This is a genomic window from Pseudomonas sp. Tul2A7 (assembly GCF_054790505.1).
Window position 1 is genome coordinate 3,470,379 of record NZ_CP186499.1, and the last position, 15,867, is coordinate 3,486,245.

General features: G+C 59.7%; 14 protein-coding genes. 8 read left to right on the forward strand and 6 right to left on the reverse strand.

Annotated elements, in window-relative coordinates:
- Window positions 1-31: 31 nt before the first annotated feature.
- The 3 genes from ACOYXJ_RS15660 to groL all read left to right on the forward strand — a co-directional run bounded on the left by ACOYXJ_RS15660 (window position 32) and on the right by groL (window position 2,759).
- Window positions 32-508, forward strand: a complete 477-nt coding sequence (locus tag ACOYXJ_RS15660) for an FxsA family protein (RefSeq protein ID WP_102901046.1) — start codon at window positions 32-34, stop codon at window positions 506-508.
- A gap of 260 nt (window positions 509-768) precedes the next feature.
- Window positions 769-1,062, forward strand: a complete 294-nt coding sequence (locus tag ACOYXJ_RS15665) for a co-chaperone GroES (protein WP_007916610.1) — start codon at window positions 769-771, stop codon at window positions 1,060-1,062.
- A 50-nt stretch (window positions 1,063-1,112) separates the two neighbouring features.
- Window positions 1,113-2,759 carry a chaperonin GroEL gene (groL, locus tag ACOYXJ_RS15670; RefSeq protein WP_150794587.1) on the forward strand — a complete coding sequence of 549 codons (1,647 nt, stop codon included), beginning with the start codon at window positions 1,113-1,115 and terminating at the stop codon, window positions 2,757-2,759.
- A 191-nt stretch (window positions 2,760-2,950) separates the two neighbouring features.
- Here the strand turns inward: groL and ACOYXJ_RS15675 are convergent, their stop codons facing one another.
- On the reverse strand, window positions 2,951-3,694 hold the full coding sequence (locus ACOYXJ_RS15675) for a phosphatase PAP2 family protein (protein ID WP_460370326.1): 744 nt from the start codon (window positions 3,692-3,694) through the stop codon (window positions 2,951-2,953).
- 221 nt (window positions 3,695-3,915) lie between these two features.
- Between ACOYXJ_RS15675 and colR the strand changes: the two genes are divergently transcribed.
- The 5 genes from colR (at window position 3,916) to ACOYXJ_RS15700 (ending at window position 7,642) form a co-directional block, all read left to right on the forward strand.
- Window positions 3,916-4,587 (forward strand): two-component system response regulator ColR, encoded by a 672-nt coding sequence (gene colR / locus ACOYXJ_RS15680; protein ID WP_095123294.1) that lies wholly within the window; start codon window positions 3,916-3,918, stop codon window positions 4,585-4,587.
- Window positions 4,587-5,861 carry a sensor histidine kinase gene (locus tag ACOYXJ_RS15685; RefSeq protein WP_150794585.1) on the forward strand — a complete coding sequence of 425 codons (1,275 nt, stop codon included), beginning with the start codon at window positions 4,587-4,589 and terminating at the stop codon, window positions 5,859-5,861. Before colR ends, ACOYXJ_RS15685 begins: the two co-directional genes overlap by 1 nt.
- Before the next feature lie 161 nt (window positions 5,862-6,022).
- Window positions 6,023-6,691, forward strand: a complete 669-nt coding sequence (locus ACOYXJ_RS15690) for a class I SAM-dependent methyltransferase (RefSeq protein WP_122598847.1) — start codon at window positions 6,023-6,025, stop codon at window positions 6,689-6,691.
- 4 nt (window positions 6,692-6,695) lie between these two features.
- Entirely contained in the window at window positions 6,696-7,412 is a 717-nt protein-coding gene (locus ACOYXJ_RS15695; protein WP_095123301.1) for a lipopolysaccharide kinase InaA family protein, read from the forward strand.
- Window positions 7,413-7,414: 2 nt separating this feature from the next.
- Window positions 7,415-7,642 (forward strand): hypothetical protein, encoded by a 228-nt coding sequence (locus ACOYXJ_RS15700; RefSeq protein ID WP_034153490.1) that lies wholly within the window; start codon window positions 7,415-7,417, stop codon window positions 7,640-7,642.
- A 168-nt stretch (window positions 7,643-7,810) separates the two neighbouring features.
- On the opposite strand, the gene ACOYXJ_RS15705 is transcribed toward ACOYXJ_RS15700, so the two are convergent.
- From ACOYXJ_RS15705 to ACOYXJ_RS15725, 5 genes are all read right to left on the reverse strand, one after another.
- Complete coding sequence (locus tag ACOYXJ_RS15705; RefSeq protein ID WP_460370330.1) at window positions 7,811-10,846, reverse strand: multidrug efflux RND transporter permease subunit; 3,036 nt, start codon at window positions 10,844-10,846, stop codon at window positions 7,811-7,813.
- Between the two features lie 13 nt (window positions 10,847-10,859).
- Window positions 10,860-12,008, reverse strand: coding sequence for an efflux RND transporter periplasmic adaptor subunit (locus tag ACOYXJ_RS15710; RefSeq protein WP_460370332.1), 1,149 nt, complete (start codon window positions 12,006-12,008; stop codon window positions 10,860-10,862).
- A gap of 180 nt (window positions 12,009-12,188) precedes the next feature.
- Window positions 12,189-13,289, reverse strand: coding sequence for a DUF1513 domain-containing protein (locus ACOYXJ_RS15715; protein WP_460370334.1), 1,101 nt, complete (start codon window positions 13,287-13,289; stop codon window positions 12,189-12,191).
- A gap of 14 nt (window positions 13,290-13,303) precedes the next feature.
- Complete coding sequence (locus ACOYXJ_RS15720) at window positions 13,304-14,368, reverse strand: imelysin family protein (RefSeq protein WP_077574348.1); 1,065 nt, start codon at window positions 14,366-14,368, stop codon at window positions 13,304-13,306.
- Between the two features lie 28 nt (window positions 14,369-14,396).
- Window positions 14,397-15,824, reverse strand: a complete 1,428-nt coding sequence (locus ACOYXJ_RS15725; protein WP_460370336.1) for a di-heme oxidoreductase family protein — start codon at window positions 15,822-15,824, stop codon at window positions 14,397-14,399.
- Window positions 15,825-15,867: the final 43 nt, after the last annotated feature.

A 15,867-nucleotide genomic window follows, 5' to 3' on the forward strand; every position in this document is an offset into this window, starting at 1 on the left:
GCAAGGCATTTCTTGCGTTGAGGAAACTTTGATGCGCCCTTTTCTGTTGCTCTTTCTGCTGTTTCCAGTGCTGGAGCTGTTCGTATTCGTCAAAGTGGCAGGTTCCATCGGGTTTTTCCCGGCCCTGCTGCTGATTATTCTCGGCTCGATGTTCGGCGTGTTCGTGCTGCGCGTCGCCGGTCTGGCTACGGCCCTGCGTGCCCGTGAAAGCCTGAACCGTGGCGAACTGCCTGCGCAAACCATGCTTGAAGGGCTGATGCTGGCATTGGCCGGTGGCCTGTTGATCCTGCCTGGCTTTATCAGCGATGTGGTCGGTCTGGTCATGCTGCTGCCGTTCACGCGTCGTCTGCTGGCGAATAAAATGCGCCAGCGCGCCGAAGAGCAGGCCATGCGTCAGCGCGCGTTCGCCGACGACCTGCAACCCCGTGGCGGTCCTGCACCGCGTCAGCCTCTGGGCCGCGAGGGTGATGTGATCGAAGGCGAGTTCGAACACCGCGACAGCAAGTAACTGCGCTCGCTGCACGGCACCTTCGGGTGCCGTGCTCGTTTATGGGCCGCATTTATGCAGAACATCGGTGAAAAATTTTTCGCCTGGCCCTTGTAATAAGCTTATGCGCCCTTATGTATCGGTCACCGAAAGGTTTCTGGCATTTGAGCCAGTCAGTCTTCCGCGGCTCGCTTGACGAACCGCAACCGGCGCAGGCCGGATTTGTTAAACCCGCCGGGACTACACCGGCCGATGAAAACCACAATTAGGAGAGATCGACAATGAAGCTTCGTCCTCTGCATGACCGCGTCGTAATCCGTCGCAGCGAAGAAGAAAAGAAAACCGCTGGCGGTATCGTCCTGCCAGGTTCGGCTGCTGAAAAAGCCAACCACGGTGTGATTCTCGCTGTAGGCCCGGGCAAAGCTCTGGAAAACGGCGAAGTGCGCGCACTGTCCGTTAAAGAAGGCGACAAGGTTGTGTTCGGTCCTTACTCCGGCAGCAACACTGTGAAAGTCGACGGCGAAGACCTGCTGGTAATGAGCGAGAACGAAATCCTCGCCGTTATCGAAGGCTGATACCCCCGTTCATTTTCCCGCTACTACAAAGTATTTAAGGAATATCGATCATGGCTGCTAAAGAAGTTCTGTTTGGCGATTCCGCCCGTAAAAAAATGCTCAAGGGCGTCAACGTCCTGGCTGACGCAGTAAAAGCGACCCTGGGCCCGAAAGGCCGTAACGTGATCATCGAGAAGAGCTTCGGCGCTCCGACCATCACCAAGGACGGCGTTTCCGTCGCCAAAGAAATCGAACTCGAAGACCGTTTCGAAAACATGGGCGCGCAGCTGGTCAAAGACGTTGCCTCCCGTGCCAACGATGACGCTGGTGACGGTACTACCACCGCTACCGTTCTGGCTCAGTCGATCGTCAACGAAGGCCTGAAAGCCGTCGCTGCCGGCATGAACCCGATGGACCTGAAGCGCGGTATCGACAAAGCGACCATCGCTATCGTCAAAGAGCTGAAGAACCTTTCCAAGCCATGCGCTGACACCAAGGCCATCGCTCAGGTAGGCACCATCTCGGCCAACTCCGACAGCTCCATCGGCGACATCATTGCCGAAGCCATGGAAAAAGTCGGTAAAGAAGGTGTGATCACCGTTGAAGAAGGCACTGGCCTGGAAAACGAACTGTCGGTTGTAGAAGGCATGCAGTTCGACCGTGGCTACCTGTCCCCGTACTTCGTCAACAAGCCGGAAACCATGGTTGCCGAACTGGACAACCCACTGGTGCTGCTGGTCGACAAAAAGATCTCGAACATCCGCGAAATGCTGCCAGTGCTGGAAGCCGTTGCCAAAGCCGGCCGTCCACTGCTGATCGTTTCCGAAGACGTTGAAGGCGAAGCCCTGGCGACTCTGGTTGTGAACAACATGCGTGGCATCGTTAAGGTCGCAGCCGTGAAGGCTCCTGGCTTCGGCGACCGTCGCAAGGCCATGCTGCAGGACATCGCCGTTCTGACCGGCGGTACCGTTATCTCCGAAGAGATCGGCCTGAGCCTGGAAGCCGCTACCCTGGAAAACCTCGGTAGCGCCAAGCGCGTGACCATCTCCAAGGAAAACACCATCATCGTTGACGGTGCTGGCGTTGCAGGCGACATCGAATCGCGTATCGCTCAGATCCGCGCCCAGGTTGCCGAAACTTCCTCGGACTACGACCGTGAAAAACTGCAAGAGCGTCTGGCCAAGCTGTCCGGCGGCGTTGCAGTGATCAAGGTTGGCGCTGGTTCCGAAGTTGAAATGAAAGAGAAGAAAGCCCGCGTTGAAGACGCCCTGCACGCAACCCGCGCAGCCGTTGAAGAAGGCGTGGTACCTGGCGGTGGTGTTGCGCTGATCCGCGCTCTGCAAACCCTGGTTGACCTGAAAGGCGACAACGCTGATCAGGACGTCGGTATCGCCGTTCTGCGTCGCGCTGTTGAAGCGCCGCTGCGTCAGATCGCTGCCAACAGCGGCGACGAGCCAAGCGTTGTGGTCAACGAAGTCAAGAACGGCAAAGGTAACTTCGGTTACAACGCTGCGACTGGCGAATACGGCGACATGATCGAAATGGGCATCCTGGACCCAACCAAGGTTACCCGTTCCGCTCTGCAAGCAGCCTCGTCGATCGGCGGTCTGATCCTGACCACCGAAGCAGCTGTAGCTGACGCGCCGAAGAAAGACGGCGCTGCTGGCGGCGGCATGCCAGACATGGGCGGCATGGGTGGCATGGGCGGCATGATGTAAGCCAGCCTTGTCCCTGTAACGCAAAACCCCGCTGGCGAAAGCCAGCGGGGTTTTTTATTGCCCAAATTTTAGCCTCATGCATAACCCTTGTAGGAGTGAGCCTGCTCGCGATAGCGGTGTGTCAGTCGATATACATGTTGATAGACACACCGCTATCGCGAGCAGGCTCACTCCTACATTGGATTTGTGTTTCAGGCGCTAACCGGTTTTGATGCCAATACCGGCTGAACCTTCACCGCCGGGCGATACAGCACCCAGTAATACGACCCCAGACAAATCAGCCAGCAGAAAATCGCCGTCCACACGTTGTGCGAGAAGAAGTGCGCGCCCTGCATCATCCGGCTGATCGAGAACACCGAACCCAATGCAAAGGCAGAGATAAACGCCTGTCTGGCCAGACGCGGACGGCGATCACGCAGGACAAAGAACAACGCAAACAAAGTAAAACCCGTCGCCGCATGACCACCCGGCCAGCAACGCCCGGGCTTGTCGGTCTGTGGGCGATGCTCCATCAACTTGCTATAGGTTTCATGGCCACCGAATTGCTCCAGGCTCCATGGGCATTGCACCGCAGTCACGGCTTTGACCGGAGTGACAAACGAGGTCGCCAGGCCCAGCGACAGCACCAGGCAGCCCAGCTCACGCTTGAACGGTTTTAGTCTGTCGAGGAAAAACGCGCCGATGAAACCGAGGATGGCAAACACCGAGAACGCGATCACTACCTGCTTGGCGCGATCGTGAAGGATGTCTTCAAGAAAAAAACTGTGCCGCCCGATAAAGTCGCCGGCAACCGGGTCGTAGAACAGGCGGGCCAGATACATGTCCAGCTCGGTCAATTCGAGCAGTATCAGAATGATCGCCGCGACGGCGGGTATTCCCAGACACAACCAGAAATTCAGTGGCCTGGAAACGGGACGGGCAGAAGTCGACGCCATGGGCAATTCCTTGGTCGGTAAGTATGTTCTGAGGAGCGCAACCGCGCGGAGTCTGCGCGTGCGGGCGTCGCCGATTTGTTAACCGAAAGTGAAAAAAACGTTGGCGTGCGCAATGAGCATTTTTATCGCTAAACAACCCGACACACGCCTAGCCCTGAGCCACACTTGGCCGTAAGCTGCGCGGGCCAAGTAGGCCGTTACCCCGTACGGAGGAGGTGTCCATGCGAATTCTGTTGGTCGAAGACAACCGCGACATCCTGGCCAATCTGGCCGATTATCTGGGCCTCAAAGGCTATACCGTCGATTGCGCCCAGGACGGTCTGTCGGGTCTGCATCTGGCCGCCACCGAGCATTACGACCTGATCGTGCTCGACATCATGTTGCCGGGCATCGACGGCTACACCCTGTGCAAACGCCTGCGTGAAGACGCCCGTCGGGACACGCCGGTGATCATGCTCACTGCTCGTGATCAGCTCGATGATCGTCTGCAGGGTTTCAAGTCCGGGGCTGATGATTATCTGATCAAACCATTTGCCTTGTCCGAACTGGCCGCGCGGGTCGAAGCGGTGATGCGCCGTGCACAGGGGGGTGGCCGCCGTGCGTTGCAGGTCGCCGATCTGAGCTACGACCTCGACACGCTGGAAGTGACCCGCGACGGAAAACTGCTGAAGCTCAACCCGGTCGGCCTCAAATTGCTGGCGGTGTTGATGCAGAAGAGCCCGCACGTGCTGCGTCGGGAAATTCTCGAAGAGGCGTTGTGGGGCGATGATTGCCCGGACAGCGACAGCCTGCGCAGTCACGTTCACCAATTGCGTCAGGTGATCGACAAACCGTTCACCAAACCATTGCTGCACACCGTGCACGGCGTGGGTTACCGGCTGGCCGATGTGTAATGGAGTTTAAGCAAAGCCTATCCCAGCGGATCATTATTGCCTTTGCCTTGATGAGCGCCCTGGTCGCCGGTGCCTTTGCCATGGGCATCGTCGCGACCGTGCACCTTGTCGAAGAAAAACTGATTTCGGCAGGGCTGGGCGGTGATTTGCAGCGTTTGCTGCTGATGGACAACGTTTCGGACTGGAGCCACCGTCCGGAGCCGGATCAATTGTTCTATTTCAGCGGCGGACCGGGCGATTTCGAGTTGCCCAAGGATCTGCGCCACCTCGATTCAGGTTTCCATGAAGTGTTTCGCGAGCAGCTGTCGTATCACGCGATGGTCGAGATCGTTGACGGTCGACGTTACGTATTGCTCCAGGATCAAAGCGATTTCGAAGAGCGCGAGCGTGTGCTGTTTGCCGTGGTGCTGGTGGGGTTCGTGCTCAGCCTGGCACTGGCGGTGTTCCTTGGCTGGGTGCTCGCGCGCAAGGTGATGGCGCCGGTGGTACGCCTGGCCCGGCAGGTGCGCCACCGCGACCAGTTACTCGGGCTGGCACCACCGCTGGCACCGGATTATGCGGCTGACGAAGTGGGTGAGCTGGCGGTGGCCTTCGATGCCACATTGGGGCGCCTGCGTCAGGCGCTGACACGCGAGCGTTTGTTCACCAGCGACGTCAGCCATGAATTGCGCACGCCGCTGATGGTGCTGGCCAGTTCCTGCGAGCTGCTGCTGGAAAACCCCGGGATCGACCAGCGTGGTCGCTCCCAGGTCGAGCGTATTGCTCGCGCCAGTGAGGAAATGCGCGAGTTGGTGCAAACCTTCCTGATGCTGGCGCGCGCCCAGCATGAAGATGCCGGCATGGCACTTCAGCAAAACCTCTCGCAAGTCGCCGAAAATCTGTTGTGTCTGTGGCGCGGGCCGATCGAGAGCAAGGGCTTGGAACTGGTCTTCGAACCGGGCAGTCCATCAGACATTCGCTACAACGCGACCCTGTTGAATGCCGTGATGGGCAACCTGTTGCGCAACGCGCTGCATTACACCGAAAGCGGCTTCATTCGCCTGACACTCACTGCCAACGGCTTCGCGGTCGAAGACTCCGGCGTCGGCATTCCGGAAGAAAAGCGCGAAGCCATGTTCGAGCCTTTCGTGCGTGGCAGCGAAAAGCGCGGCGAAGGGCTGGGGCTGGGGTTGTCGCTGGTGCAGCGGATCTGCGAGAACCAGGGCTGGACCGTCAGTCTGAGCACGATGGAACCGAATGGCTGCCGCTTCGAAGTGGATCTGGGCAGAATCTGACGCAGGGGGTGGCGCAAGGCTACTCCCTCTAACCTGTCTGAATCCTGTATAACGCTGTAATAATTTGTCTGTTTACCTGACATTTTTTTCACAAACGGATGACCTGACGCTGACACGCCGCTCCCTAAGGTGGTGCCATCAGCAATTCAGGAGTCCTGGTGATGACCGGCCCGATCAAACTCGATTTTTCCGAGAAGTACGACGATCAGCACGCGCAGAAATATCTGCGCAAGCACAAGGAAAGCCTTGGACGTCGGCTCTCTCACTGGCGTGATGAACAACTGGCTCGCAAGGCGCTGGCGCTGGTCGGCGAACCGGGGCTGGTGCTGGATCTGCCTTGCGGTGCAGGGCGGTTCTGGCCATTGCTGGGCGAAAAGGCCAACCGGGTAATCATCGGCGCGGACAATTCCGAGTCGATGATCAAGACGGCCATGCAAGCGCAACCGGCCGATGTGGTGAAACGGGTACAACCCTTGCACACATCTGCGTTCGACATTGCCTTGCCGGATAACGCCGTCGACAGCATCTTCTGCATGCGTCTGCTTCATCACATCGGTGAAGCCGAGCACCGCCGGGCGATTCTGCGCGAGTTCGAGCGTGTCACCCGAGACAGTGTGATTGTTTCGCTGTGGGTCGACGGCAATTTCAAGGCCTGGAAACGCCAGCGTGCCGAGCGCAACCGTGACAAACGCGAGTATCAGAATCGCTTTGTGTTACCGGCCGCTACGGTCGAAAAGGAGTTCGAGGAGGCAGGTTTTCGAATTCAGGAACAACTGGACTTTATTCCGCTCTATGCCATGTGGCGAGTTTACGTATTACGCAAGAGGTAACAGGATGGCAGTGCAATTTGCAGCGGGAACGGAAGTCGCTCCGCAAGACCGCTTCGACTACTACTGGAGTCAGCGCGGTGAATGGGTAGAAGAGCCCAACGTGCGCCGGGGTGGTGAAAGCGGTGTGCAACGTATCGTTGGGCGCGACGGACAACTGCTGTACGCCAAGCGTCAGACCGGACATATCTACCGCAGCTGGTTGCATCCGTTCGGCCGTCCGACCGTATTGCGCGAACTCGACGCACTGACCGGCGTGAGCAAGCTCGGTGTGCGAGTGCCGGAAATCGTTTTCTGCGGCGCCCAGCCTGATCCGCAGCACAAATGGCGTGCACTGCTGGTAACCAAATCCCTGGACGGTTTCCAGGAACTGGAACATTGGCTGGCGGCGGCCGGCGGTCGCGATCAGTGTGGCGACGGGGTGTATGAGCGTGTGCTCAAGGACCTCGCCGAGAATCTGGCGCGCATGCACAAGGGCCGTTGGCAGCACAGCTGCATCTACATCAAGCACGTGTTTGTGCGGGTGACTGGTGAAGGCGAGTCGGCCAAGGTCGAGGTCGCTTTGATCGATCTGGAGAAATGCCGTCAGCGTCTGACCGCCTATCGCGCTGCTTCCCATGACATGAAGCAATTGCGCCGCCATTCGTCGTTCCGCGACGCGGACTGGAAGAAACTCGTCTACTTTTATGAGACGGCGTTTGGCAGCGCTATCAAAGGTTTATAGCGATGAAACTAGAAATTGCACGAGGTTTGTTTTTGGTTGGAGCCTTGGCAGTTGCGTCATTGGCGGTGGCTGCCTGGGAGCAGCCTCGCATGCAGGTGGTTGGCGCGTCTGTAGACGACGCCCACTGCGCAGTCCCACGGGTGGCGAAAGCCTCCGTGGCGACCAAACCTGATCATGATTTGTTGTTGTTCATGTTCGGACTTTCTCAAGGGATGAGGCCGCAAAGTTGAACCGATTGAAGCCCACATAAAAGGCCTCGCAGATGCGAGGCCTTTTTTTATGCCAGGAATTCGGGTCTGGCCCCCTGTGGGAGCGAGCCTGCTCGCGAAAGCGGTCTGTCAGTTAATACTTATGGTGTCTGACACACCGCCTTCGCGAGCAGGCTCGCTCCCACAGGGTTATGCGGTTGGCTTGGGATCGGGTTTCGCCAGCAGGGTGTAAACGCACGGAAGGACAAACAGGGTAAACAACGTGCCAATCGACATCCCCGTGGCAATCACCATACCAATATCAAAACGGCTCACCGCACCGGCGCCCGTGGCGAGAATCAGCGGCACCATGCCAAACACCATCGCCGCCGTGGTCATCAGCACCGGCCGCAAGCGAATCGCCGCCGCTTCCTCAACCGCTTCCCGCGCCGTCAGGCCTTTGTCCTTGCGCAACTGGTTGGCGAACTCGACGATCAGAATCCCGTGTTTACTGATCAGACCGATCAGCGTCACCAGCCCGACCTGGGTGTAGATGTTCATGCTCGACCAGCCAAGGAACAACGGAATCAGCGCCCCGCAGATCGACAACGGCACCGTCACCAGAATCACCAGCGGATCGCGGAAGCTCTCGAACTGCGCCGCCAGCACCAGAAAGATAATCGCCAGCGCCAGCGCGAACGTTACCCACAGGGCACTGCCTTCCTGCACGAACTGGCGTGAGGCGCCTCCGTAGTCGAAAGCAAACCCGGCTGGCGCTTCTTCCCGGGCGATCTGCAATACGGTGTCGATGGCTTCGCCCATGCTCACCAGCGGGAAACCGGAAATCTTCGCGGCGTTGAGCTGCTGGAACTGGTTGAGCTGGCGCGGTCGTGCGCGGTCGCTGACCTTGATCAGCGTCGACAGCGGCAACAATTCGCCCTGAGTGTTTTTCACGTAGTAGTTGTTCAGCCAGTCCGGGTTATCGCGATAGGGGCGCTCGACCTGAGCAATCACTTTGTAGCTGCGCCCATCAATGGTGAAACGGTTGATTTCCGCCTCGCCCAGCAGCGTTGCCAGCGTGCTGCCCAGATCGAGCATCGACACGCCCATCTGCGCCGCTTTCGCGCGGTCGATGTCGACCACCACCTCGGGTTTGTCGAACGCCAGATCAAGATCGACGAAGGCGAACTTGCCCGACTCCATCGCGCGTTTCTTGATCCGGTCAGCCACTTGCAGCAGCAGTTCATAGTCGTTGGCGGTGTTGACCACGAACTCGAACGGCAAGCCTTCACCGGTGCCGGGCAGGGAGGGCAGGTTGAAGCCGAAAATCTGCAGGCCCGGTATGCCCTCCAGTTTGCCCTGCACCTCGGGGAGAATCTGCATCTGCGTGCGGCTGCGCTCGTTCCACGGCTTGAGCAGGAAGCCGCCGATTCCCGCCTGCACACCGTTGTAGCCGTTGATCTGGAACGAGGAGTAGTACTCCGGAAACTCTTTGAAGATCTTGATGAATTCGTCGGTGTAGGTGCTCAGGTAATCAAGGTTGGTCGGCTGCGGCGCAGTGGCCATCATGAAAATGATGCCCTGATCTTCGTCCGGGGCCAGCTCCGATTTGGTGAACTTGAGGAACACCGGGATCAGGCACAACGCGATCACCGCGAATACCAGCACCACCGGCCGCGTGTTCAGCGTGCCGTGGAGCATGCTCTGATAGCGGCGCTTGAGACCTTCGAAGATACGGTCGAGGCGGTGCGCGAGGCCGCTGGGGTTTTCCTCATGGCGCAGCAAAAACGCGCACATCATCGGCGACAGGGTCAGGGCGACGATCCCGGAGATCACCACCGCGCCAGCCAGGGTCAGGGCAAACTCCTTGAACAGCGCTCCGGTCAGCCCGGTGAGGAAACCGATCGGCGCATACACCGCCGCCAGGGTGATGGTCATCGACACCACCGGCATGGCGATTTCCCGTGCGCCTTCCAGCGCCGCATCAAACGGCGTCTTGCCTTCCTCGATGTGCCGGTGGATGTTCTCCACCACGACAATCGCATCGTCCACCACCAGACCGATGGCCAGCACCATCGCCAGCAGCGTCAGCAGGTTCATCGAGTAGCCCATCATCTGCATGAAGAACATCACGCCGATCATCGACAGCGGGATGGTCACCACCGGGATTACCACCGAGCGCAGTGCGCCGAGGAACAGAAACACCACGACAATCACGATCAGCACCGCTTCGAACAGGGTTTTCACCACTTCATCGATCGAAGCCTGAATGAACAATGTGGCGTCGTAGGCGATCTCGCTTTTCAGGTTCGGCGGTAGCTGTGCTTCCAGCTCGGGCATCAGCTTGCGCACTTCCTTGATCACATCCAGCGGGTTGGCGCCCGGTGTGGCTTTGATGCCGATGTACACCGACGGCGTGCCGCCGAACGAGCTGATCGAATCGTAATTCTCCGCGCCCATCTCCACCCGCGCGACATCGCTGAGCAGCACGCGGCTGTCACCACTGACCTTGAGCGGAATCGCCGCGAAGGCTTCAGCGGATTTCAGTTCGGTGTTGGCGTTGATGCTGGTGACCACGTATTCGCCTTTCACTTCGCCGGCAGCGGAGAGGAAGTTGTACTGGCGCACCGCATTGGTCACGTCGGCGGCGCTGAGGCCAAAACCGGCGAGTTTTACCGGGTCGAGCCAGAGGCGCATGGCGAACACCTGATTGCCGAGAATCTCCGCCTCGGCCATGCCCGGCAAGGTCGCGAGCTTTGGCTGGATCACCCGTGACAGGTAGTCGGTGATCTGCGGGTTGCTCAAGTCCTTGCTGAAGAAACTGATGTACATCAGCGCTGAAGCGTCGGCCGATTCCTTGCTCAGCACCGGGTCTTCGGCGTCCTGCGGCAATTTGTTTTTCACCTCGTTGGCCTTGGCCAGCAACTCGGTGAACAAACGGTCGGTGTTCGAGCCGATGCGTGCGTAGATCGAGATTACCGAGAAATTCTGCCGGCTGACCGAGGTCATGTAGTCGATGCCCTCGGCGCTGGCCAGACTCTGCTGCATCGGCTGGGTAATGTAACCCTGAATGGTTTCGGCGTTGGCCCCGGGGTACGCGGTGGTCACCGTGATCAGGGCGTTTTCCATTTGCGGGTATTGGCGCAGCGGCAACTTGCTCCAGGCCTGGAAGCCGAGCAACACAATCAACAGGCTGACCACGGTGGCGAGCACCGGGCGACGGATGAACGGATCGGTAAAAGCCATGGGGATTCCTTGATCAGTCGGCGCGAGGCGGACTGTTCTGCTCGCCGAGGGTCTTGTCGTCGCTGATGGCGATGTGGGCGCCGTTGTCCAGTTTGATCTGGCCGGCCGTCACCACTTGTTCGCCGCTCTGCACGCCCTTGTTGATCATCACCAGGCCATCGCGGCGTTCACCGGTTTCGATGAAGCGGCGCTCGGCGATCAGTACTGGTTGGCCCTTGTCATCCTTTTCGAGGCTGCCGTCCTCGGCTTTCTTCTGCCCGACCACGTAGACCGAGTTGCCGTAGAGGGTGTAGGTGATCGCGCTTTCCGGCACCACGATATGTTTCTGCGGGTCGGGCAGCAGCACTTCAAGGCTGGTGAACATGCCCGGCAACAGTTTGCCGTCGGGGTTGGCCAGGGTGGCGCGGATCAGAATGTTGCGCGTGGTGCTTTCGACGATCGGGTTGATCGCGCTGATCTTGCCGGCGAAGTTTTGCCCGGGGTAAGCGGAGACCGAGATTTGCACCGGTTGACCGATGGCCAGTTTCGGCACCGATTGCTCGGGCAGATAGAAGTCGGCGTAAAGGCTGCTCAAATCCTGCAGCGTGGCGATTTTGCTGCCGCTGGCGAGGTAGTCGCCGACGTCGACCTGGCGGATGCCTATGGTGCCGCTGAACGGCGCGAGGATGCGTTTTTTCGCCAGCGAGGCGTTGAGCTGATTGACCGTGGCCTTGTTCTTTTGCAGAACGGCGGAGAGGCGGTCGTACTCGCCTTTGGAGATTGCGCGGCTGTCGACCAGTTGCGCGCCACGGCCGAAGTCCAGTTGCGCCAGACCCAGGTCGGCTTTGGCGGTTTCCAGCAGGGCGGTCTCGACGGCGCTGTCGAGTTGCAGCAAAGGTTGCCCGGCCTTGACCTTCTGTCCGGATTCGAACTTGAGTTCGGTGACAGTGCCGGCGACTTCCAGGCTCAGCTCGACACCTTGCAGCGCCTTGAGCGTGCCGACAGTCGGCAGGCGCAGCTGCCACGGCTGCTCGCTGGCCTTGGCCACGGCGACGCTGATCGGCGGTTTCGGCTTGGAGAAGCCCTGGATCATGGTGTAGATCGAAAAGGCTTTGTACCCGCCCAGCACCAGGACGATCAGCAAAACAACACCCAACATGATCAGCATGCGGCGACGCAGCATATTTCCAGTTCCTTGGATAAATCAGGTGAGACAGGCGGGCACATTACTCCGAGTACAGGGGGGATTCCAACTGGCAGTTCTTACAGGGGGGCGCAAAAAGATCGCAGCCTGCGGCAGCTCCTACAGGGGAATGCATTCCAATGTAGGAGCTGCCGCAGGCTGCGATCTTTTAAGGCTGTTTTACGCCATCAAGTGAAGATGGTTGTCCCAGAGCCCTGCCGGCAATTCCAGCGGCTTGGCCAGCAGCTCATCCTGGCGGCAATCGTAGTAACGGCAACGGCCTTGGCCGGAGGTCACGACAAAACCGTCCTTCACCGCACCGACACCGGCGCAATCGGGCAATGGCGCATCGAGGCGCACCTCGCCGCTGTCCAGATCCCAGATAAAGAACCGATTGCCACGTGGCGCCGTCAGCGCAACCAGACGCAAGTCGCTGTGCACCGCAACGCTGGCGGTGTAATGCCCCATCGACTGCAACTGATGCTCCGGCACCGGGAAGGCCACGAACGGCTGCCCCGGACGCTTGATCGCCAGCAACTCCGAACGCTCGTGCGAGGCGCCCATGAATTGCTGACCGGCAACGATGGTGCCATCGCTGGCGATGCCCAGATGGCGCACGCTGTTCATCTGCTGGGCGAGGGTTTCCTTGCTCAGCAAAGTACCGTCACGCTGCATCAGCACCAAGCTCGGTTCCATGGCGTTGAGGTTCATGTCGACGCGGCTTTCCGCCTCGGTACGAATCCCGCCGTTGGCCACCACCAGCGTCTCGCCGTCGGGCATCCACGACACCTGATGCGGGCCGAGGCCGTGGGTGGAAATCTCACCGCTGTGCACCAGCCGTTCGCCTTCGAACTTGTAAACGCCGAGCAAACCACGGCCGGGATCGGTGGTGTCGTTCTCGGTGGCGTACAGGTATTCGCCGTCCTTGTGTACCACGGCGTGACCGTAGAAGTGCCGGTTCGGCTGCGACGTCACCGTCTGCAGCAACTGACCGTCGCGCAGGTCGATCAGGTAACTCTCGGTGCCCGGACGCCGCGCGACGAACAACGCAATCGGCTGCGTCGGATGATTGATGATGTCGTGGCAACGCTGGCCGACTTCGGTCGCGAACACCCGCGTGCCATCGAGACGATAGCCGACGGCGTAGTGCTTGCCGTCAGTGTCGTCGCGCGCCGACAGCAACAGCGGGCTCTGATCCTTGCGTTTGAACAGCGTCCAGCCGCCCAGCGTCACTGCTCCCAGCAGTGCACTACCTAAAGTCAGAACCTGACGTCGCAGCATGGCACTTGCCCTCATCAGTCACCGTCGTTGGCGTTGAAGCCCAGTTGGATGCCCAGCGCCTTGGCCAGTTCGCCTTCGTGCAGGCGATGGACGACGTTGAGGCTGTCGTAGATGTCGTTGAGTTGCTGACGACCGGCGTCGTCTTCGAGCATTTCGCCGAGCGAGCGCTGGGTGCTGTCGAACAGTTTCAGCGACGCGGCATAAGCGGCATCGATCTTGTCGGCCAGTGGCTTTTGCTCAGTTGGCAACAGACCGCGCAGGCCTTTGTTGTCGACGCCTTCCCACACGGTTTTCGCCGCCGCGAGGCTGGCTTCCAGTGCGGTCAGCGAAGACTGGCTGCGCCATGCATCAGCCTGGAACGGCTGTGGCACGCCCTTGCTCTGGCGGCCCATTGGCGTGCCGAGTTTTTTCTTCAGGGTGTCCAGTGCGGTGACTTGCACACGCAGCAGATCGGCGATCGCTTCGTGGGAGTCGGCGTAACGCTGGTTAGGGAACTTGGTCATCTGCGCGAGCATGCCGTCGGTGTTGTTCCAGTTCTGCAGAATCTCTTCGGCTAGTTGCTTCTGTCGTTCGCCAATGGCGATCAGCAGTGGGCAGTACTTGGCTTTCTGCTCGGCGTTGGCCACGTCAGGCTTGGCGTCGAAGAGGATGTATTCGTAGGCCGACAGACCCTGTACGACCACGCTCGACTTGGCCAATGCAGCGGCATCGATCTGCGGCTGGGCGACGACCAGTTGCTCGACCTGACGGCCGACGAGGTTCTTCTTGTCCGGCCAGAACTGCACCTGCCACGAACGGTTGCCCTCGGCCAATGGGCCGATCAGCAGCGGCTGCAACTCGGCCCAGGCTTTCTGTGCGTGGAGGAAGTCGGCGCGGGCGGTTTCCAGGGTTTCTTTGCCCTGGCAGTAGGCGAGGGCGCTGACCGCCAGTTGCTTGTCGGCCTCGACCCAGCGGGTGTAGGTCGGCAGGATCACCGATTTGGCGATGGCCGCCGAGGTGACCGCTTGCGGATCCTGCGGCGAGCAGGCGCCGAGGGCGAGCGCGGCAAGGCTGGTGAACAGTAGCTTGGGACGGAACATGTCGGGCTCCCGATTCTTTTATCAGTGTTTAAAGTGAGTTCAAAAACGCCAGCAGCGCGGCACGCTGCTCGGCATTGAAAGACAAAACCTGTTGCTGTGCGGCTTGCGCTTCGCCGCCATGCCAGAGCACGGCCTCGAGCAGATTGCGCGCGCGACCGTCATGCAAAAACTGTGTGTGGCCGCTGACCGCTTGCGTCAGGCCGATCCCCCACAACGGCGGCGTGCGCCAGTCGCGGCCGGAGGCCTGGAATTCCGTGCGGTGGTCGGCCAGGCCGTCGCCCATGTCGTGCAGCAGCAGATCGCTGTACGGGCGAATCACTTGATTGGCCAGTTCAGGTTCGGCCGCGTTGGCGGCGGTGGTGTATTTCGGCGTGTGGCAGGAATCGCAGCCGGCCTGGAAAAACAGGTTCTTGCCGGCGATGACGTCGGCATCGTTAACGCCACGACGTGCCGGCACAGCGAGGTTACGGCTGTAGAACAGCACCAGACGCAGGATGTTATCGCTGACTTCCGGCTCGCCGTCCGGGCCATTACCGTTTGGCGCTTGTTTGCAGGCGGTTTGCGCGTCGCTGCAGTCATCGAAGGGGCGCAGGCTGGTCGTGAGGCCCATATCACCGGAAAACGCGTGAACATTCTGTTGATTGAGGTTTGGTTGCCCGGCTTTCCAGCCGAATCTGCCCATGACGGTCTTTTGCAACACGTCATCCCAGACCTGATTGGGGCGGCCATTGATGCCTTTGTTGTCTTTGGCTTGCGCGGCGGCGTTGGCGAGGATCGCTTCCTCGGGGATTGCTTCCAGCAGGCCGAGGCCAATCATCGGCGGGGCAACACGGGCCGAGAAACGCGTGTCCGGGTGCATCGGGCCGTAACCCAGTTGGCTGATCTGCAACACTGGCTTGCGCAACTCGACTTCGGTGCCGTCCTTGAAACGAATCGGCACTGGCGTGTAATCGACGCGGACTTTGCCTTCCGGCACGACACCGGGCACGGCCATGTCCTGGAACTGGCCGCCGTACACCGGTTCCGGTACCACGCCGACTTGCTCGATGAGCTTGGCGAATTGCGGTGCATCAGGAATCGACAGGCGAACAAGCATGGACACAGCGTTAGTTGCATCCGGTGGCGGCGGATGGCCGCGACCATCCTTGATGTGGCAGTTCTGGCAGGCGTTGGTATTGAACAACGGGCCGAGGCCATCGCGCGCCGTGGTGGTCGACGGCGCAATCACCCAAGGGCTGCGGAAGAAGCTGTTACCGACGCTGAAATCCACCCGCCGCGACGGCGGCAGGTTGGCCGAGGGCAGGGAGAATGCATTCTGATCGGTCTTGCGCACAGTCGCTGCACCGCCCGAACGCGCTTCACCAGGCTCGGCCTTGGTGAAACGCGGGGCGTCATCGCAGGCACTCAGGCCCAGGGCCAGCAACAGTGCGGACAAGCGAAGAGGCAGCGAGGGCATCAGACATCCTGCGGACGGGCGAAAACAAAGGCGCAAAGTCTAA